Source organism: Clostridium sp. RTP31139st1_H3_RTP31139_211217, from assembly GCF_040227035.1.
GTDB classification, from domain to species: Bacteria; Bacillota; Clostridia; order Clostridiales; family Clostridiaceae; genus Clostridium; species Clostridium saudiense.
Map to the genome: position 1 here is coordinate 29,653 of NZ_JBCOAB010000028.1, position 20,883 is coordinate 50,535.

Here is a 20,883-nt window from a genome sequence, read left to right on the forward strand (position 1 = left end):
TTCAATACAGTTCATATATCTTTTTATACCTTATAAATTTTTTATCGCATCTGATATTACATCAGCTAAATCTTCAGCCTGAGGAACAAATCCTAACTTATCAATAAATGCATGAGTCATACCTTTATATCTATAGCAAGTAACATCAACGCCGGCATCTTGAAGCTGCTTTGCATAAAATTCTGTTTGAATACGAAGTCCATCAAATTCTGCACCTACTAAAATTGCTTTTGGTAAGTTAGCATGTGATTTTGCCATCATAGGACTCACGTATGGATCATTAACTAAATCAAAGCTAGGTAAATAGCTTGCCAACATTGGATCACTTAAGTCTTTGCTAGGTCTTCCTAAACCAGTCAATGGTCTCACCTTTTCTTCTAATTCTGTAGCAATCTCTATCATATCTTCTGACCACTTATATCCTTGAACACATGCATTTCCTATTGCTACTGCTGGATAAATTAAGACTTGTAATGCAATCATAGGTACTTCTTCATCTCTTGATTTTAATGATATGGCTGCAGCATAGTTACCACCAGCACTATCCCCTGCTACTGCAATTTTACTTTTATCTATTCTATATTTTTCAGCATTATCATATATATGCTTTACTGCATAATAATTATCATTTAATCCATTTGGATATGGCTTTTCTGGAGCTAGTGAATAATCTACATTAAAGACTACACAGTTAGCTTTTTCTGCAATCAATTTGCAGAAATTTTCTACTACATATGTAGTTCCTCCAATCCATCCACCACCATGGAAAAACACTAATGCTTTATTATTTTTATTTCTATCTAAATTTCTTGGATAGTAACGCCATAATCCTACTTCATTTCCACTATCAGTAATAGTTTCAAACTTTGTATAAATTTCAACTGTATTTAAGTTATAATTAGGGAATCCCATACTATCTCTAATCGTCGAAATTACCATATCTAATGTAGTCATTTCATCATTTTCCATAGATTTATCTACATTTTCTTTTACATCTTTCTGATTCTCTTCTTTATCATTGCTTTTACTTGCCCAATGTCCATCCATTATTTCCTTTTCACATGGATCTAAGTAACCATCTCTTTTTTCTCCAGGGCTTGGTTTAAATATTATCTTAACCCCATTACTCTCTATTATATTTACTTCATTTTTTAACACTTCTAAATATTTTTCTGGATATTTTCTCATAAATACTCCCTCCTACCTTTATCACTTTTATTATACCATTAACGTTTACATAGTTCTAAATATTTATATTTTAATAATATAGTTTATATATGTAAAAAAACTGGACCACAAAGGTCCAGTGTACTACATTATCTAACTTCATTTAAGAATTTTTCAATTCTCTTTAAAGCTTCCATTATATTTTCCATAGATGATGCATAGCATGCTCTAATAAATCCTTCACCACATTCACCAAATGCATTACCTGGAACTGCTAGTACTTTTTCTTGTAGCAATAACTTTTCACAGAACTCATCAGATGTCATTCCTGTTGACTTAATACATGGGAATACATAAAAAGCTCCTAATGGTTCAAAACAATCTAATCCAAGTTTTCTAAATCCATCAACCAAGACCCTTCTTCTTCTATTATATTCCTTCACCATCTTACTAACACTTTCATCGCCATTCTTTAATGCTTCGATTGCTGCAAATTGTGCTGTTGTTGGTGAACACATTATTGCATATTGATGAATTTTCTTCATAGCATCTAAAAGAATGTGATGTCCACATACATATCCCAGTCTCCATCCTGTCATAGCATAAGATTTTGAAAATCCATTTATAACAAGTGTTTTATCCTTAATTTCTGGGAAACTTGCTATAGATACATGTGGCTTATCATAAGATAATTCTGCATAAATTTCATCAGAAATAACTATTACATCCTTATCTTTTAATACTTCCACTAACGGAGCTAATTCTTCTCTTGTCATTATTGCCCCTGTTGGATTATTGGGGAATGGAATTATAACTACCTTTGTTTTTTCAGTAATTGCCTCTTCTAATTCTTGTGCTGTTAACTTAAAGTCATTTTCTGCTTTAAGATTTATTATCTTTGCAGTTGCTCCAGTAAATGCAGTACATCCTTTATATGCAACAAAGCTTGGTTCTGGAATAATTACTTCATCTCCAGGTCCTGTTAATGCTCTTAATGCAATATCAATACCTTCACTACCACCAACAGTAACTAAAATCTCATCCTTAGGATTATACTTTAAATCAAATTTTCTATATAAATACTTAGCTATTTCTTCTCTAAGTTCTATAAATCCAGCATTAGAAGAATAGTGAGTATCACCTTGCTCTAAAGAATATATTCCCGCTTCTCTAACATTCCAAGGTGTAACAAAATCTGGCTCTCCTACCCCTAAAGATATTACATCTTCCATTTCATTTACTATGTCAAAATATTTTCTTATACCTGAAGGAGGCATTTCTCTAACTTCTTTTCTTATCATATTTTCTAGCATCATATAAATATTACCTCCCTATTAGAAGCTTTCTTTTCTTTAAATATAGTTCCATGATCTTTATATTTCTTTAATACAAAATGAGTTGCTGTACCTATTACATTATCTTGAACTGCTAATTTTTCTGATACAAACATTGCAACTTCTTTCATTGTTTTTCCTTCTACTATAACCGTTAAATCAAATCCTCCTGAAGACATTAAATAACAGGCTTTAACTTGATCAAAGTTATATATTCTTTCAGCTACCTTATCAAATCCTTCTCCTCTTTGAGGCGTTATCTTAACTTCAATTAATGCAGTAACTGTTTCTTTTCCTGTATTTTCCCAGTTTATTAATGTTGTATATCCCGCAATTATGCTTTTTTCTTCATAATCTCTAATTGCTTCTCTAACTTCTTCTACTGTTTTACCTGCCATAACAGCTATTTGTTCATCAGTATATCTACTGTTTTGCTCTAAAATCTCTAAAATTTCTTCCATGATAAACCCTCCTTAAATAGTTAGTAATTTAGAGTTATTAGTTAATGTTAAAACTCCTTAAAAAGTTTTTTAATATATTTTAAAATCTGCATTAGCTGATTTTATTCCTTTACTTCTAACTATTAATTATTAACTCATAACTAAAAAAAGCCTCGTCCTTCTATAAAATAGAAGGGACGAAGCTATAAAATTCCGCGGTACCACCCTAATAAGTAAATTGCTTTACTCACTCAGTAAAATATAAATTAATTAAGCTCTTTTCTATCAATAAGTGAGCTGTACATTCGTCTTGCCAAATTTCATATATAACTTTCAGTAAAACTTGGAGACACATTCATATTTTATTCCTTATAACGTTAGGAAATACGACTTTGCCTACATTAAGAAAATTCTTAGTTCTCAACAAAGCGATTCAAAGGCTGCTTCTTAAAAGTATTATTACTAAGTTTCACCATACCTTAGCTCTCTAAAAATAATAGCTTAAAATACTCTTCCTTATCATAATCTTTAACTCTAATATTAAATAATATTTTACTAAAAGTTTAAGAACTTCTTAAAGAAAATCAAGAATTTTCAATTTAAGAAATTAAATTTTCTCTTTTATCTAAAATATTAAGATGTTTCTTTATAATATTATCTATTATATCCTTTTTTAAGTCAATAATAAAACTCTATAATTCACTTTAAATTTTACCATTTACTAACTTCCCCTAACTTTCTTTATAATAGTTCACCCCTTCATATCCTAGTCTTTCTTCTTGCATTTCTAATCTCATTTTATATTCTTCCCAATTTCTATTTTCTTTAGGAGTCCAACCTATTTCTGCATATCCAAGAAGTCTTGGATATATCATATAGTCCATTTGTTCTTGTGTAGAAATTGTTTCAGTCCATAAAGGTGCTTCTAATCCTAAAGCCAAATTCTTTGGTGCATAATCTGTTACATCCCATTTATATGCTGTTTCTACTGGAATATACCCTGCCCAATCAAGTCCATATGGTGTTTTTTCATTATATTTCATATCTAAATAAGCTTTACTTGCAATTGATACTATTATTTTCATATTCTTTTTTACAGCTTCTTCATTAGAATCTTTCCAATTTTGTAGTATTACACTTGAATTTATTTCTGGGGATGTATCTATTGGATCCCAACCTATTGGTATCTTCCCATACTTTTGAGCTATTTTAGCAACTCTTCCTACAAAATAATCATAATCTTCTTTTTTAGTATTAAGTGCTTCATCTCCACCTATTTGAATATATTTAGAAGGTGAAATTTGAACAACTTCTTTTATTACATCCTCTATAAATTCATAAGTTTTTTCACTATGCGCCATAAATGAGCTAAATCCTACATCAGTTCCTGTATATAAAGGAGCCTTTTTACCATTAGGATTTAAAAATCCATAAGAAGCTAGCGCTGCATTAGTATGTCCTGGCATATCAAACTCAGGAACTATTTCAACATATCTTTGCATAGCATAACTAACAATATCCTTAAATTGTTCTTGTGTATAATATCCTCCTGGACCTCCACCAACTTCTGTACTTCCACCTATAAGGGTTAATTCTGGATATTTTTTAATTTCTAATCTCCATCCTTGATCATCACTTAAATGTAAATGTACTCTATTTATCTTATATTGTGCTGCTAAATCTATCTGTCTCTTAATTTCATCTACAGTAAAAAAGTGCCTTGCTACATCAATCATTAAGCCCCTATAGCTATACACTGGCTTATCATTAATAATTGATGCTGGAACAGTCCATTCTACATTATTAACTACTGTACTATTAGCAATTTGTGCTGGTAGCATTTGTCTTAATGTTTGTACTCCTCTTGCTATTCCCTCTGGTTTATATGCTGATATTTTAACTATTTTAGGAGTGGATAATATATTATATCCCTCTATTCCTAGTTCAGGATTTGTATTAATTGTAGTTAAGTAAATACTACCTTCTGGTGGCTTATCCCCTTTTATAATATTTAACTCAAACCCAGTAGCTGCACTTAACTTTTCTCTAAGAAAATCAGCTATCCATCGTATCTCTTCTGTTTCTTCATCAGTAATTCCCTTGACATAAATTGAAGTATCATTAGTTAAAATAAATCTTCCTTCATTAGTTTCAATACTTATTGGTTTTGGAATAATACTAATTTTACCTTCACTTCCTTCTGCATTAAATGTCTCTTTAACTAAATATTTTTCATTATCTAAATCTTCTTCCATTTTCATTGTACCAAAAGTGGTAACTGTTATTATTACTATAAGAACTAATGCAATATAAAAATGAGGAATTTTTTTTCTTTTCATCATTTGTTCACATCCTTAAATAAAATTCTAAATTTCACCAAAAGGAACATATTTAATTTAGTTTATCAAAACTATTTAAAGTCTTTAATTTATCTAGTTTAATTTACATTCAATGTACTTCTTGGAAGAATATTAGAATAGTTTTCTTTTAATTAATAGCTTTCATAAATTTTATTATTTGCCATTTTTTTAATATTAATTCTTATAACTAAAAAAAACTGCTAATATCATATTAAATATTAGCAGTCTCTTAGTCTATAACAGATTTTTTGCAAATTCCATGTTATTAAATTCATTTCTCTTTATATATGCTAAAGCATCAATTAAAAATACTTTATGATGTTCTATAGTCTTTGAAAACACTTGTATAAACCCAACTATTTTCTCTTTATTATTATCCTCCCCATTTAAATATAATCCTACTAAATAAAATTTGATAAAAGCTACTCTCATCAATAACATTATATAACTATCAAATGGTGTTAATACCTCATTAAATGGGAACATATTATTATAAATAAAATTAACTAAGTAATTTTCAAATATATAATTATATTCATTTTCTATAATTTCCTCATATTCATCAAAAGCTTTTATATATAAAAGTGCATTTTCATTTATGGATTTATCACTTTCAATCTTATATCCTTCTAGCATTTCTTTTGTATACTTTTTAAATGTAATACTTTCAACTTCTTTATCTACCTTTAAAATCTTAAGCATCTTTATAAAGAAATTCATTTGTATAATATAATTCATATTATCATTTCCTAGTAGTGAATTTATATCATCACTTGAATATTCTTTAGCTGCTCTCTTAATATCATATGTACTTATAAATTTAGCTATGTCCCCTAAATTACTATTAAACTTATCTTCAAGCTTATTTATAAAATCCCCTAAAATATATAATCTTTCATTTAGCTTAAAATCTCTATTTTGAATTATATCTATACAAAAATCTCTTATTTCTCTAAAATATCTTAAAGGTGAATTTTGAACTTCTTTAATTTTGCTATCTATTTGTGCTGATATTATATGTTTGCCAATCGATTCTTCTTTACTAACAAATTTTATGCCTTCTTTATTTAATAAAATAAGTCTTGCTGCCTCTGGACATGCTACATCAAGAGACATTTCATAAGTATCATCTATTTTATTAGTTACTCTTGGAAAACATGTGCAAACATTTGAAAGATAATCTTCACCTAAATTTGAATGAATGACACAATAATTTTCTTCATCTAAAAACGGACATCTCTTATCTTTTTTCAATTTAACTATTCCATAATCAATATCTTCACTACTACATCTTTCATTGTTTTGAACATTCTTTTGAAACATTCTCTTCATTTCTGGATCTTTAACTTTAAAATATTTTTTAAATGTTATTTTATCTATATCAATATTCCAACCAATACAGCAACTATCCTCACATTTTCCTCCTATACATTTGAACTCTTCAAAATATCTTGGATATATTTTTTTAATATTTTTCACCATTGTTTACTTCCTTTAAACTTTCTCTATAATAATCTCGTTATAAAGTTAATTAATATTTTCTTACATGCTTTTTTATTATTAATTAAGTTATTTCCAATATTAACACCATTATATCAAACTTTTTATAGTTATCTATAAATTATCCTAACCTAACATTTATCTTATAATAAAAAGGAGTGAATAACTTATACTTTAAATTACACACCCATTAAATTTATTAATTAAATATATTCATCCCTATAAATTTCATAAGGCCTTGATGAATATACCCTGTAAACTACTTGTCCATCAAAATCTATCATATCCTTAGCCCTTTCCTTTATCCAAGGCTCCCTTATCATATCTAGAACTATATCTTTACTAAACCACCCAACCTCAGTACTTTCTTCACTTTCTCTCAATTCTCCTGAAACCTTTACTGCCAAAAAATCAAATATCACCTTAGTAGGTACAAATGTTTTATTATCCCACCCTATATATGATTTTGTGTTAGAATAAACCCCAGCAAGCTTCTTAACACTAATTTTTATTCCTGATTCTTCAAATACCTCTCTAGTTATGCCTTCAATTAAATCTTCTCCATTTTCAACTTGTCCACCTGGGAACTCCCATCCCCTATGTGGATTCTTGACCAATAAAACCTCATCCTTTTCATTAGTAACCAATGCTCCTGCTGCTACTATATGTGTTGGAAATACCATTCCCTATACCTCCATATTGTTTAATTTTATTAATAACCTAATAAATCATTAAAATTTTATTATCTTTTATAAATATATTATATAACTACTAACTAAAATATTTTTGTACAAAATTTATACAATATCTTTTTTACTATTATCGCTGTTGGTATTGCTGTTGCAAAAACAGCAGCTGCAAATACATAACCACTAACACTACCTTGCATCATTCCACTCATCATATGTCCACTAGTACATCCATCAGCCATTCTAGCACCATAAAGTAATATAAATCCTCCAATAAAGCTTGGAGCATATTTACCTAGAAATCCTTTTTTATTATCATCTAGTGTACAATATTCTATATCTCTACTAGCATCTTCTTCACCATTTTTCCTTTTGTTTTTAGATAACATATACCCTAATAGTCCACCGATTGGTATAGATAATACAAATATAAAGTCGTAGTTTATAGGATTTTTTATAGCTTTAGCTAATTTTCCTTCTGATTTATCATAATATGCATTTGAACTTGCGTAACCACTTTCTCTATTTGAATCTTCAACTATTACATCACTATCTATTGTGCTATGTATAATTCCTGACAATACAGAAAATTGAGTTGATACTCCTATTGGTTTTACAAGAAAAATGGCTATAAAAAATGATAACCCTAATATCATTGCACCTTTTATCCAATTATTTTTATTCATCTTATATTCCTCCAAAAATTTTATTTCTAATTCGTTTATACTATACAATTAAAAACAAATATTTAAAGTGATATAATCACATAATAAAAATCTTAAATTTACATATATATTATATATTTTGTATTTAATGAAATATTATGTCATTACTTAAAAATATAATTACTTATTATTTTGCTTTATCAAAAAAAATAGTAAATAAGCTAGTATAAAACAATATAATGTAGAAACTATCCACATATAATCTGACCAATGCTTCTTATTTTTTATTTTCTTTTTCACATTAATTTTATTTTTGCTATCACTCACTTCTATAGGTTTAATTTCTATCGCATTTGCAGGACATGCCTTTGCACATTTACCACACCCTACACACTTATTAATATCTACTTTTGAAATAATACCTTTATAAATAGATATTGCACTAAATGGACATTCTTTCTCACATCTTCCACAAGCAACACAATATCTTTCATCAACATTAGCCTTTTTCTTTATTATTTTATTTTCCACCTCATTAATCCTCCATTAAATAATAACTAACTTTAACTACAGTATATATACTGAATTCGTAACTGTACGTGACTTAATCACCCAAAATTTGTATTATGTGACTAAGTCACTTAAAATATATAATAATCATATAAAATATTAGATAAGATAATTATTATAAAACTGGAGGATTTAAATGAAAGTTATTAATAATAGAAATTATTATATAAAAGAACTTTATAAAGCTTATCCAATTTTGGAGCAAATAGATAATTATAATAAAGGTGCTTTAGTTGAAAGAGCTCTATTTAAGGAATTGTTAGCAGATGAATTGCTAAATACTACTGAAGATAAATGTGTAGGATTTCTATTTGTTATAAGTGGAACTATAAAAATTCAAAAGATTAATGAAAAAGGTGAAGAAACTAATCTTTATAACATAGAAAAAGGACAAATATGTCATGAAGCATTAAGTTGTTTTCTAAATTGCACTTCATTAAATATTATAGGAAGAGCTATGCAAAATTCTAAAATATGTATCATCCCTTTTGATATTGTGAATACTTATTTGCTTAATAATACTTTATTTTTACAATATATATACAAAGATTTATATAGTAAATTTAATGTAATAATCAATGTTAAAGAAGAAGTTAAGCATGAACCATTAACAAATAGATTAATTAAATTACTTATATCTAAAAACAGTAAAAATATTTATGTAACTCATAATGATTTGGCATTTGAATTAGATTCAGCTAGGGAAGTAATTAGTAGAAAATTAAAGCAGCTAGAAAAAATGGGATATTTAAAACTAAGCCGAGGAAAAATACAGATAGAAAAAGATTTAAATGAGTTGTTAAAGTGATATAGTCACAAACTAAATTAACCTTAACAGCTATTATATAAGCATAAAGTAATTATAAATTTAAATGTTTTTAAATTTAATGGAGGATAATATGTTTGGATTTTTTAATAAAAATAATGGCAAAGTAATTAATGTTAATGATATTGATAATTTAATAGGTAAAATTGAACTAATAGATATAAGAGAAGTTAATGAATATAATAGAGGTTCTATAAAAAGCGCAAAAAATATACCGATGCAAACACTTTTAGGTAATCCTGATAAATACCTAAAAAAAGATAAAGAATATTATCTAGTATGTCAATCTGGTGGAAGAAGTTCTATGGCTTGTAATAGTCTTAGACAAAAAGGCTTTAATGTAATAAATGTTGCAGGTGGCGTTGGCTCTTATTTAGGTAAACATAGAAGTTAAAATTAACTGTAACAATTTAATCATTAGATATTGAAATCTTAATAATTAACTATATCCAAATGAGGTGTATAAATTTATGAAAAAAAGAGTTTTAATTGTTGGTGGAGTTGCTGGTGGTGCATCAGCTGCTGCAAGACTTAGAAGAAATAGCGAAGAATATGAAATTGTAATGTTTGAAAAAGGTCCACATGTGTCATTTTCAAACTGTGCGCTTCCATATCGTTTAAGTGGAACAATACAAAGTGCAAATAGATTAGTATTAATGAGTCCTGAAAAATTCAAATCGCAATACAATATAGAAGCAAGAGTTAGTAGTGAAGTTTTATCAATAGATAAATATAATAAAGAAGTTAAAGTTAAAAATTTATTAACTGGTGAAATTTACAAAGAAAAATATGATAAACTTATTCTTTCTCCAGGGGCAAGACCTATTATTCCTAATATTCCTGGTATAGAAAACGTTAATGTTTTTACTATAAGAAATGTTGTTGATATAGATAATTTAAATAAATTTATACAGAAATTGCAAGCTAAAGATATTGCCGTTATTGGTGGTGGATTTATTGGAGTTGAAGCAGCAGAAAATTTAATTGAAGGTGGATATAATACTTCTTTAATAGAAGCTACACCTCAAATATTAAAACCTTTTGATTATGATATGGTTCAAATACTTCATAAAGAAATGACAGATCACGATGTTAATTTAATTGTAGATGATAAAGTTACTAAATTTGAAAAAGACACAGTAGTTTTAGCCTCCGGCACAAAAATTAAAGCTAATGCTGTTGTTATGGCAATAGGAGTAACACCTGAAATAGAACTTGCAAAAAATGCAGGCCTTGAAATTGGTCAAACTGGGGCTATAAAAGTTGACGGTAACTATAAAACTAGTGATAATGATATTTATGCTGTTGGAGATGCTATTGAAGTATATAATGCATTAACTCATAGTTTTACTAAATTATCGTTAGCAGGTCCTGCTCAAAAAGCAGCAAGAAGTGTTGCTGATAATATAAGTGGACAGGTAACTACAAATAAAGGTTATATTGGATCAAGTGCAATTAAAGTATTTGATTATAATGCAGCATCAACAGGTTTAAACGAATCTTTAATTAATTCATTAGGAATGAATATTAACTATGATATAGTGAGAATCTCAACAAATGATAAAGTTGGTATAATGCCAAATTCTGCACCTTTACACTTTAAACTTCTATTTGAAGTTCCAACCGGAAAAGTTTTGGGCGCACAAGCTATTGGTAAAGGTGATGCAGTTAAAAGAATTGATGTAATTGCAACTGCTATTAAGTTTGGAGCTACTGCTTACGATTTAAAAGACTTGGAATTATGTTATGCACCACCATTTGGAACTGCTAAAGATGTAGTAAATTATGCTGGCTATGTTGCTTCGAATCTTTTAAATGGTTCATTTAAACAAATTAACGTTGATAAAGTAAGAGAATTAGTTGAATCTGGTGCTTATATAGTAGATGTAAGAGAAAGAGCAGAATTTGAAAATGGTCATATTAAAGGTGCTATTAATATTCCTTTAAGTGAGCTAAGGGAAAGAGTAAATGAAATTCCAAAGGATAAAACAGTTTATCTTCATTGTAGAACTGGGCAAAGAAGCTATAATGCAGTCCTAGCATTACAACATTTAGGCTTTAATAATGTAGTAAATATAACTGGAAGCTTTTTAGGTTTATCCTTCTATGAAGCTTATAATGATAAATTAAAAAATAGAGAAAGTATATTAACAAATTATAATTTTAAATAATATTTTCATTTTAAAAAGAGATAGGACTTGATTCCTATCTCTTCTATATCAATAAGAAGTCCACCTTAAAAATACCTAATTGGAATGGTGAAATACTAAAATAAATTACGTATTGAACACACTCTTCCTTGTAACTCAACTAGAATATTAATTCTTAATATTGCTTCTAAATTAGTACTCATTTCATTTTATGCATGAGATAATACTGGAAACATTAGATAATTCTCTCTAAAAATATTTTCTGTATCCTTCAAAATAAATAAAGTATTATTATCATCAGTCAATATACTTTTCTCATATCCATTTGTATCAATAGGTGTAAATCCTAAATTTACTTTTTTAGTTTTACTGTCCATTAAAACATTTATTACTTTATCTAAATCAAAATTTCTATCACAAAATATACCATTAATATTTAATACATCCTCTTCATACTCACAAATAGCAACTGAGTTATATTCTTTAATATAATAAATACATTCTTTTAAAAATCCTAAACAGTAAAACATAATTAAATTCTTATTATCTTCAACATAAAGCTTTGAATTTACTATACTGTTATCAAGAATACTTTCTAATATTTTTTTATCTTCTTTATTATCTATATTTAATTTTCTCTTCTTAATATTAGTAGCTTCTTTAATTTTACTTATTGAATACTTATATTCATTAACTTTTTCAAATCCAAACTTAGGATAAAAATTTAATACTGTATCATTTGCTGATAAATAAATACAATCACTCTTTTCTTTATATTCACTAATTATTTTTTCAATTAAATATCTTGATAAACCTTTATTTCTATACTCATTATCAGTCATTACTGTTCCTATTTGAATATAGTTTTTCTTTTTACCTAAAACATTCATTTTCATAATACTTACAGATGCATTTGCTATTAATTTATCTCCATCTAATAATGAATATGGAATATATACTTCTTCCCAATAACCAGCTTCATACCATTCTTTAAAGTTAAATCCATAGGTTTTATCAGTTAAATCATTTAATCTTGTTCTTAAGTTTTTATCATCTCTATAATCTTTTACAAAAGTATATTCTTTATTATTAATTAATACTTTCTCATTCATTTTCTCACTCCCCTAACATATCCCCTATAAGTATTTTATTTTAATATTATTCATAAGCATATCTATATTACTTTTAATAATATAAGTTGAGCCATAAACTTAATCATTATTCAACCTTATCACTATATTATATATTCTTCTTTAAAATGCTTTAAAAATACTGCTTGTCTTATCTGATATTGATACCTTTTCAATCTTATATCCTTTTTCATCAAGTACATTAAAAGCCATATAATCTTTCATATCAACAGTTTCACCATTAAGTTCTAGTTTATATGAAACCTCATACTCAAAATGAATATATCCATCATTTTCTGTTTCACTAGTTTTTGTAAAATTAATATCTGTAACAGCACTTGCTTCTGATATAACACTGCTATATCTAGTAAATATTCTATTAGCCATTAATAAATCAAAAGCATCATCAGTAATATATTCACCAAATATTGATTTACAATCTTCAATGAATCGTCCTGACTCTTCAAGACTTGATATATCTTTATAAGTATCATATGATACTAACTTTCTAATAAAACTTTCTACATTTTGCTCTTTTGACGAATTAGTACATCCCACTAATAATCCTATTGTTACAATACATAAAAATAAATATTTAATTCTTTTTCTCATTTTTCTCCTACCCCCAATATAGTATTTCATCTATAATTTTTATTCTAAAAAAATCGAGCCATAAACTCCATTATGACTCAAAATTATATCCTATCTAATTGATTTAGCTTAATTCAGTATTATATTATATTATATTATATTATATTATATTATATATCTTTCTTTATTTATCATTTAATTCCTTATCTAAATTTTTAACTTCATTCATTGCTTCTTCATACTTCTTTGCCTTAGCATTTGGATTTCTTCGTAATATTTTTATTGATTTTATATACACATTATTTTCAGTATTATGAATTCTACTTTCATGCATTCTTAATTTATTAATATACTCTTTAAATTCTAACTTTAAATGCTCAGTATCTTCTGAACCCCTGAAAGGCACACCCTCAAGTTTATCCATATACAATGATATTTTTTCAGATAAGCCTCTGATTTTTTCTTCAGTTATAGATAAATTCTTTCTTATAATAGCTTCTATATGCATTGCTTTTTTTGTCTTTTTCTCACTCTTCCTTTCTTGTTGGATTTCAAGTTTATCAAGTATTCTTCCTTGTAAATCCTTGATATCTTCATTAATAAAAGCTTCAACAATTTCTAATCTCTTTTTTATAACACTTACAGTTTCATTTCTTTCAGTTATTTTAACTAATACATTCTTTAAATTAATTGCTTCATTAAATGATTGGACTGCATCAACGGTAATAAAAATAGTAGCTAGATAAGCTATTATCTCAGAAACTTGATTTGGTATCATTACAACTAAATTAGCTATTTTAGGATTAGCTATCTTTACTAAAAGCACCGAAAATATTCCCCAAGCCAAAGATGATAATAAACATATATGTCCATTAATATTAAATGGCTTATCACTATAATCCCAATATCTAACATGGAATATCCTTTCCATTAACTCTCCAGTAATATACTCTAATATAGTTGCTGCAATCATTCCTATAATAAATATTAAAAAAGTATTATTTTGCACCATTATAGTTGAAACTAATACGACTATTGCTCCTGAACCATAAATAGGTAGTAGAGGGCCTTTTAAAAAACCTCTATTTATCCATTTACGCTTTTTTAATGAAACATAGCATGATTCCCATATCCATCCTGCAAAGCAATATAAATAAAATAATAAAAGCCATTGGTGTATTGTATACAATATGCCTCCTCCTCTTTCCTTTTTATACCATATTAACATATATTGTATTATATTAAAAATAAAAAAATTGCCTATAGTATAAATCTAACTCTTTAGTTTATACTATAGGCATTTAAAAAACTTATATTACTTAATTCTATACATTATAGCTTCATATGGTCTCAAAGTTAAATTTTCTAATAAAGTACTTGAATCCTTGTAATTGCTTAATAAGATTTCAGAATGATTGAAATCTCCCTCAAAATTAAAATCAACTTCTTTATCATAGAAATTGCAAACAACTAATATTTTATCACCATTTAATTCTCTAACATATGCAAATATATTATTATCATCCTCACATAATAAAGTGTAATCTCCGTAGATTATAGTATCATTATGCTTTCTTATATTTATAAGCTTTCTATAATGATGGAAAATTGAATTTTCATCTTCTAGGCATTGTTTTGCATTTATAACTTCATAATTTTCATTTATAGAAAGCCAAGGCTTTCCTGTTGTAAATCCAGCATTTTCTGAATTATCCCACTGCATTGGAGTTCTTGCATTATCTCTTCCCTTAGCATAAATAGACTCCATTATTTCTTCATGAGTATATCCCTTTGAAATTCTATCTTTATACATATTTAAAGATTCAATGTCATTATACTCATTAATATCTTCAAATCTTACATTAGTCATTCCTAGTTCTTCACCTTGATATATATAAGGAGTTCCTTTCATTCCATGAAGAAGTGTAGCAAGCATTTTAGCACTTAGAACTCTATATTCCTTATCATTTCCCCACCTTGAAACTATTCTAGGAAGGTCATGATTATTCCAGAAAAGACTGTTCCAACCTTGTCCTTCAAGTTCTGTTTGCCACTTAGATAAAACTTTCTTTAATTCAAGTAATTCTAATGGTTTAAGATCCCACTTTTCTTTTCCTTCAATTTGATCTAATCCTATATGTTCAAATTGGAATACCATACTTAATTCATGTCTCTCTGGATTTGAGTACAGCTTTGCAACTTCTGGAGTAGCTCCCCATGTTTCCCCTACAGTTAACAAATCATTACCTTCTAAAGCTGCTTTATTCATTTCTTGTAGATAATCATGAAGTTTTGGTCCATTTCCTGTTATCATCTTATCTGGAACTTTACCTATAAGATCTATAACATCCATTCTAAATCCACCAATTCCTTTATCAACCCAGAAATTCATCATTTTATAAACTTCATTTCTTACTTTTTCATTTTCCCAATTTAAATCAGGTTGCTTCTTACTGAATAAATGTAAATAGTATTGACCTGTTGTTTCATCATATTGCCATGCACTTCCACTAAAACAAGATCCTAATTCATTTGGCTCATGTCCTTCTACTGGATCTCTCCATATATAATAATCTCTATATTCATTATCTTTAGATTTTTTTGCTTCAATAAACCATTTGTGCTCATCAGAAGTATGGTTAACAACTAAATCCATAAGAATCTTTATTCCTTTTTCATTAGCTTCTTTTAAAAGGTTGTCCATATCTTCCATTGTTCCAAATTCATCCATGATATCACAATAATCACTTATATCATACCCATTATCATCATTTGGAGATTTATAAACTGGACTAAGCCAAATAACATCTATACCAAGTTCCTTTAGATAATCTAATTTTTCTCTAATCCCATTGATATCACCTATTCCATCACCGTTACTATCGTTAAAGCTTCTTGGATATATTTGATACACTACTGAGCTATGCCACCATTGTCTTTCCATATTTGTTACCTCCACATTATAAAAACTCAATTCTTTTTCTTACATATTAATTTATCTAATAGCTAGCCATTGTAATATTCCCACCTCATTTAATTAAAAGATAACAACTTGCAAGCCTTTAGATACCAAATTCTAACTTAATGTGTAAATAACATCAATATTAAGCTAAGAATTCAGTTTATAATGTGATTATACATAATAATATTACTATTTTTCTTGCAAAATATAGGCTTTTTTTAACACAATAATGCTATTTACTTCATCTTCTCTTTCTTTTCCAACATTTCTATAACTTTCTCTAATCTTTTCTTTTTTGTATCTTCTTTGTTATTAAATTAAATTTTTTCATTTGTTAATTACCTCACTAAAATAAGTTTATCTAAAAAGGTTATTTACTAAATCTTTATTAATAATATCAATGTTCCAACTACAATTAATACTAACCCAACTATTGATTTTTTTGATAATTTTTCTTTTAAAAACACATAAGCAAATAATATAGTTACTAAAATACTAAGCTTATCTATTGGAACAACTATAGAAGCTAGTCCATCTTGTAATGCCTTATAATAACATAACCATGATGCTCCTGTTGCTATTCCTGACAATATTAAAAATAACAAACTTTTCTTATCTATCTTTTTTACATCACTTTGTTTTTTAGTAACAAAAACAATAATCCATGCCATTATAAGTACGACTATTGTCCTAATTGCCGTTCCTAAATTTGACTCTACATTTTCTATCCCAACTTTACCTAATATAGAAGTTAATGAAGCAAATATAGCCGATAATAATGCATATACTAACCAAGCTTTTCCTTTAACTACTTTTTCTATGCTTTCTTTTTTTTGAATCATCAAATAAGTACCAATACCTATACCAATCATCCCAACTACCATGTTTATAGTTATATTTTCCCCTAGAAAAATAAAGGCTAATACCATTGTTAAGATTATACTACTTTTATCAATAGGTACTACCTTATTTACATCACCCAATTGCAATGCTTTAAAATAACATAACCATGATGCTCCTGTTGCAAATCCCGATAATATTAAGAATGTCAATGTTTTTCCACTTATATTTCCTATAGTTCCTTGTGATCCTACTATAAATACCATAATCCATGAAAAAATCAATACTACTATAGTTCTTATTGCAGTAGCAACATGAGAATCAATATCCTTAACCCCTATCTTAGCTAAAATTGATGTTGCACCAGCAAAAAATGCAGATCCAAATGCATATAATATCCACATATTTTTTATTTCCTTTCTTTGCATAATTCTTATTATAACATTACATTAATCTTATTCTTAACTAAAATTAAAAGAAGTGATATGAAAATTTAACTATACCACTTCTTTGCTTCATTTATATTCTATTATCATTTAAAATTCTTAAAATATCTTTCTTATTAGTTGCCACCCTTGGAATTTTAATTTGACTTTTTGAAACTCCTTTTGAGATTAAAAATTTCTTTATATTATCAAATGTATTCTTTCTAACAATATTAATGCTTATACATGATAATTTATTATTCTTTCTAAATCTTCCATAAGCTAAATTAGCTTTTTGAAGTTCTAAATCTAAAACCCTTTCAATCTCTTTTATCTTATCTTTAGATATTTCTTTATTTAATTCAAAATAAAAAACATATCTCCCAGGTGTTATTGTATTATCTGCTAATGTTGTATAATCAATTAATGATAACTTAAGTTCTTTCATAGTTTTATCTATTGAAGATCTTAAATGTTCTTCTGTTGTTTTTTCAGAAACCATATTAATAACTTGATTTTTTCTATATAAAAATTCAATTTCTGGTGAATTATTATAATAATCAACTACCTTTATTACATCACCTAATCTATATCTATAAAGTCCAGCATAGTTAGTTACTATAACCTCATACATTTCATCTACCTTTAATTCATCTATACAATAAGTTTTAGGATTGTCTTTATTACCTTCTCCTATTGGCATAAATTCATAAAATACTGTATCTGGTATTACTACATATCTTATTTTAGATATATAAGGATTAACTCCTATCATAGCTTCAGTAGCTGCATATGCTGGAGAATAAATTGGTAATGATTCAGTATAATAATCTACCATATCATCATATATTGAAAAATTAGCACCTGTTACAGCTGCGATATAAGTTATCTTTGGCCAAAGCCTCCTACATATCCCTCTAAACCCCTTTGAAAATTCTTTTTCTATTTCATCAGCTCTTCCTGCATTTGCTTTTAAATAACTATTTAAATTTTTTCTTGTTTCATCATCAATATTTAAATTCCTATTAATGCTTCCCCTTCTAATATCTTTTACCAATAACTCATTTTTATCTTCTAGAATCCTTAATGCATCTAAAACATTTGAAATAAATACACCACTTATATAAGTTAAATTTCTATCTTCAAGAGCAAATAATAGATGTAAATATAATGCTGCATTTTTATCTTTTATTTTCATTACTTCATATGGAGAAGTATATATCTTAGGCAGTATATTTTTTATTGATTCCATCCCACCTGACGTTGCAGAACATATAGGTACCCCTCCATCAGAGTAAGTAGTCATAACAGTATCTGCTAACATCAACCCTCGTCCATAATTCCATTGTTTTTTTAAATTATTATAGGCAAACCTTTCTATTAAAAGAGCCATATACTTACTTCCAACTTCTCTTGATTTTTTAGTGACAGGTATTAATTTTTGTTTACCTGTTGTTCCTGATGTATGTCCAAAATATTCAACCTCATCACTAATCAATATATTTTTTTCTCCCTTTAACATTTCATTTATATATTGCTCATAAGCTGAGTAATCTGTAATTGGCACTTTTTCTTTATATTCATTTATAGATTTTATTGAACTAAAATTATATTTTTCTCCATATTTACACTTCTTATTTTTATTTATTATTTTAAATAATACTTCTTCATTTACACTTTTTGAGTTTAATGTATATTTATTAAACTTTTTTTCTAGAATTCCTCCTGCTGAAATCATAGTACGATATAACACTTTACTTATTATGCTCATAATAAAGCACTTCCTATATATTTTTGTCATAAATAATATATGAAAGTGCTTTATAAATTGCTTATATATTTCAAACTCATTTTATTATTATATAATTTAAACTACTTTTTATGCTTAACTCTATCTCCAACAAATGTTAAAATACTTGCTAATATTATTGAAACAACAGCAGCAATTAAAACTGAAATCTTTGATACACTTAGCTCAATTTCTCTTCCTTTAAATGCTATCTCTGATACAAATAAGGACATTGTAAATCCTATTCCTGCAAGTATTGAAACCTCCAATACATCATACCAAGATGCATCTGTAGGCTTTTTAGTTATGCCTATTAAGCTTCCTAAATATCCAAAAATCATAATTCCTAATGGTTTTCCAATAACCAATCCTAATATTATTCCAATCATTAAAGGGTAATCCTTTGCTAAATTCAAACTTCCTCCTAGAGTTATCCCTGTATTAGCAAAAGCAAATAAAGGAAGTATTACAAAATTTGAAAACGGCTCAAACTTATGCTCAATCTTATAACTTAAATCCTTATCCCTATCCTTTTCATGTAAAACAGGTATACTAAATGCTAATATTACTCCGCTTAAAGTAGAATGAATTCCACTATAAAATATAGCTATCCATAATGCTAATCCTAATATTAAATATGGATATAATCTATTTCTTTTATTAAAAAATCTAACACAAAATAAAGCTGCTATTAAAATCAATGAAATAATTATTCCAGAAATTCTTATATGAGAAGAATAAAAAACACCTATTATAACTATTGATAGCAAATCATCTACTACAGCTAAGGTAAGCAAAAATAATTTTAGTGAAAACTTCAGCTTACTTTCAAGAATTGAAAAAATACCTATTGCAAATGCTATATCTGTTGATAGTGGTATCCCTGCCCCAATTTCAAATCCACTTTTAAAATTAAATAAAGTAAATATTAATGCAGGTACGAGCATCCCCCCTATAGCAGCTAACACTGGAAATGATGCTTCTTTTATATTTGAAAGTTTTCCATATACAATCTCTCTTTTAATTTCACATCCTACAACTAAGAAAAATATAGCCATTAAAAAATCATTTATGAAAACATGTAAATTAAATTCTTCTCCAATTTTCAAATCATATAAAATATAATTATAATATCTATCTAATTCAGTATTTGCTAATATTAATGCTAATATTGTAGCTCCTAATAGCAATATTCCTGGAAATGCTTCTGAACTTACTATACTTTTATAATCTTTTTTACTATCTTCCATAACTGTGCTCCTAATACATTCTTATTTTTCCTTACTGTTATATTTTGCACAGTTCTTTTCTTTTTATCCTTTGCGTAACACTTGTGATTGTGATATTGGATATGATTAAATAAAAAAAGAAGCTGTCGCAATAGCGGGTAAAAAAATCCGCTAGCGATAGCTCTTTTTCTATATTTTCAAAAAAATAATTGTACA

At 27.3% G+C, this 20,883-nt stretch carries 18 protein-coding genes and 1 other annotated feature; of the genes, 3 read left to right on the forward strand and 15 right to left on the reverse strand.

Annotated elements, in window-relative coordinates:
- Nucleotides 1–30 precede the first annotated feature (30 nt).
- The 8 genes from ABUA17_RS12115 to ABUA17_RS12150 form a co-directional block, all read right to left on the reverse strand.
- Nucleotides 31–1,188, reverse strand: coding sequence for an alpha/beta hydrolase (locus tag ABUA17_RS12115; RefSeq protein ID WP_195951077.1), 1,158 nt, complete (start codon nt 1,186–1,188; stop codon nt 31–33).
- Nucleotides 1,189–1,316: 128 nt separating this feature from the next.
- Nucleotides 1,317–2,483, reverse strand: a complete 1,167-nt coding sequence (locus ABUA17_RS12120; RefSeq protein WP_154820639.1) for an aminotransferase class I/II-fold pyridoxal phosphate-dependent enzyme — start codon at nt 2,481–2,483, stop codon at nt 1,317–1,319.
- Entirely contained in the window at nt 2,480–2,962 is a 483-nt protein-coding gene (locus ABUA17_RS12125; RefSeq protein ID WP_042397789.1) for an Lrp/AsnC family transcriptional regulator, read from the reverse strand. Before ABUA17_RS12125 ends, ABUA17_RS12120 begins: the two co-directional genes overlap by 4 nt.
- A gap of 169 nt (nt 2,963–3,131) precedes the next feature.
- Nucleotides 3,132–3,473 (reverse strand) — a binding site (T-box leader).
- Between the two features lie 199 nt (nt 3,474–3,672).
- Nucleotides 3,673–5,280, reverse strand: coding sequence for a beta-N-acetylhexosaminidase (locus ABUA17_RS12130; RefSeq protein WP_042397916.1), 1,608 nt, complete (start codon nt 5,278–5,280; stop codon nt 3,673–3,675).
- A gap of 255 nt (nt 5,281–5,535) precedes the next feature.
- Complete coding sequence (fliB, locus tag ABUA17_RS12135) at nt 5,536–6,783, reverse strand: flagellin lysine-N-methylase (RefSeq protein ID WP_042397791.1); 1,248 nt, start codon at nt 6,781–6,783, stop codon at nt 5,536–5,538.
- 221 nt (nt 6,784–7,004) lie between these two features.
- Nucleotides 7,005–7,484, reverse strand: a complete 480-nt coding sequence (locus ABUA17_RS12140; protein WP_055275018.1) for an NUDIX hydrolase — start codon at nt 7,482–7,484, stop codon at nt 7,005–7,007.
- Nucleotides 7,485–7,576: 92 nt separating this feature from the next.
- Complete coding sequence (locus ABUA17_RS12145; RefSeq protein ID WP_316320681.1) at nt 7,577–8,224, reverse strand: YeeE/YedE thiosulfate transporter family protein; 648 nt, start codon at nt 8,222–8,224, stop codon at nt 7,577–7,579.
- Between the two features lie 111 nt (nt 8,225–8,335).
- Nucleotides 8,336–8,686, reverse strand: a complete 351-nt coding sequence (locus ABUA17_RS12150; protein ID WP_195951076.1) for a 4Fe-4S binding protein — start codon at nt 8,684–8,686, stop codon at nt 8,336–8,338.
- Between the two features lie 175 nt (nt 8,687–8,861).
- Here ABUA17_RS12150 and ABUA17_RS12155 point away from each other — a divergent pair, with 175 nt between their 5' ends.
- The 3 genes from ABUA17_RS12155 (at nt 8,862) to ABUA17_RS12165 (ending at nt 11,722) form a co-directional block, all read left to right on the forward strand.
- Nucleotides 8,862–9,533 carry a Crp/Fnr family transcriptional regulator gene (locus tag ABUA17_RS12155; RefSeq protein WP_042397800.1) on the forward strand — a complete coding sequence of 224 codons (672 nt, stop codon included), beginning with the start codon at nt 8,862–8,864 and terminating at the stop codon, nt 9,531–9,533.
- 91 nt (nt 9,534–9,624) lie between these two features.
- Entirely contained in the window at nt 9,625–9,945 is a 321-nt protein-coding gene (locus tag ABUA17_RS12160) for a rhodanese-like domain-containing protein (RefSeq protein ID WP_042397803.1), read from the forward strand.
- A 76-nt stretch (nt 9,946–10,021) separates the two neighbouring features.
- Nucleotides 10,022–11,722, forward strand: a complete 1,701-nt coding sequence (locus ABUA17_RS12165; RefSeq protein WP_055291276.1) for an FAD-dependent oxidoreductase — start codon at nt 10,022–10,024, stop codon at nt 11,720–11,722.
- A gap of 188 nt (nt 11,723–11,910) precedes the next feature.
- On the opposite strand, the gene ABUA17_RS12170 is transcribed toward ABUA17_RS12165, so the two are convergent.
- The 7 genes from ABUA17_RS12170 to nhaA form a co-directional block, all read right to left on the reverse strand.
- Entirely contained in the window at nt 11,911–12,813 is a 903-nt protein-coding gene (locus tag ABUA17_RS12170) for a GNAT family N-acetyltransferase (protein WP_055275005.1), read from the reverse strand.
- A gap of 141 nt (nt 12,814–12,954) precedes the next feature.
- Nucleotides 12,955–13,443 (reverse strand): hypothetical protein, encoded by a 489-nt coding sequence (locus tag ABUA17_RS12175; RefSeq protein WP_042397818.1) that lies wholly within the window; start codon nt 13,441–13,443, stop codon nt 12,955–12,957.
- A 163-nt stretch (nt 13,444–13,606) separates the two neighbouring features.
- Nucleotides 13,607–14,611: a putative ABC transporter permease gene (locus tag ABUA17_RS12180; RefSeq protein WP_052330649.1), complete on the reverse strand. Its 1,005-nt coding sequence runs from the start codon at nt 14,609–14,611 to the stop codon at nt 13,607–13,609.
- A gap of 126 nt (nt 14,612–14,737) precedes the next feature.
- Nucleotides 14,738–16,366 carry a glycoside hydrolase family 13 protein gene (locus tag ABUA17_RS12185; RefSeq protein WP_042397822.1) on the reverse strand — a complete coding sequence of 543 codons (1,629 nt, stop codon included), beginning with the start codon at nt 16,364–16,366 and terminating at the stop codon, nt 14,738–14,740.
- 395 nt (nt 16,367–16,761) lie between these two features.
- On the reverse strand, nt 16,762–17,628 hold the full coding sequence (locus ABUA17_RS12190) for an EamA family transporter (RefSeq protein ID WP_195951075.1): 867 nt from the start codon (nt 17,626–17,628) through the stop codon (nt 16,762–16,764).
- A 115-nt stretch (nt 17,629–17,743) separates the two neighbouring features.
- Nucleotides 17,744–19,420 (reverse strand): GH3 auxin-responsive promoter family protein, encoded by a 1,677-nt coding sequence (locus ABUA17_RS12195; protein ID WP_154820644.1) that lies wholly within the window; start codon nt 19,418–19,420, stop codon nt 17,744–17,746.
- Nucleotides 19,421–19,521: 101 nt separating this feature from the next.
- The gene (gene nhaA, locus ABUA17_RS12200) at nt 19,522–20,688 is read right to left on the reverse strand and encodes a Na+/H+ antiporter NhaA (protein ID WP_042397827.1); all 1,167 of its coding nucleotides are present in this window, start codon (nt 20,686–20,688) and stop codon (nt 19,522–19,524) included.
- Nucleotides 20,689–20,883 lie beyond the last annotated feature (195 nt).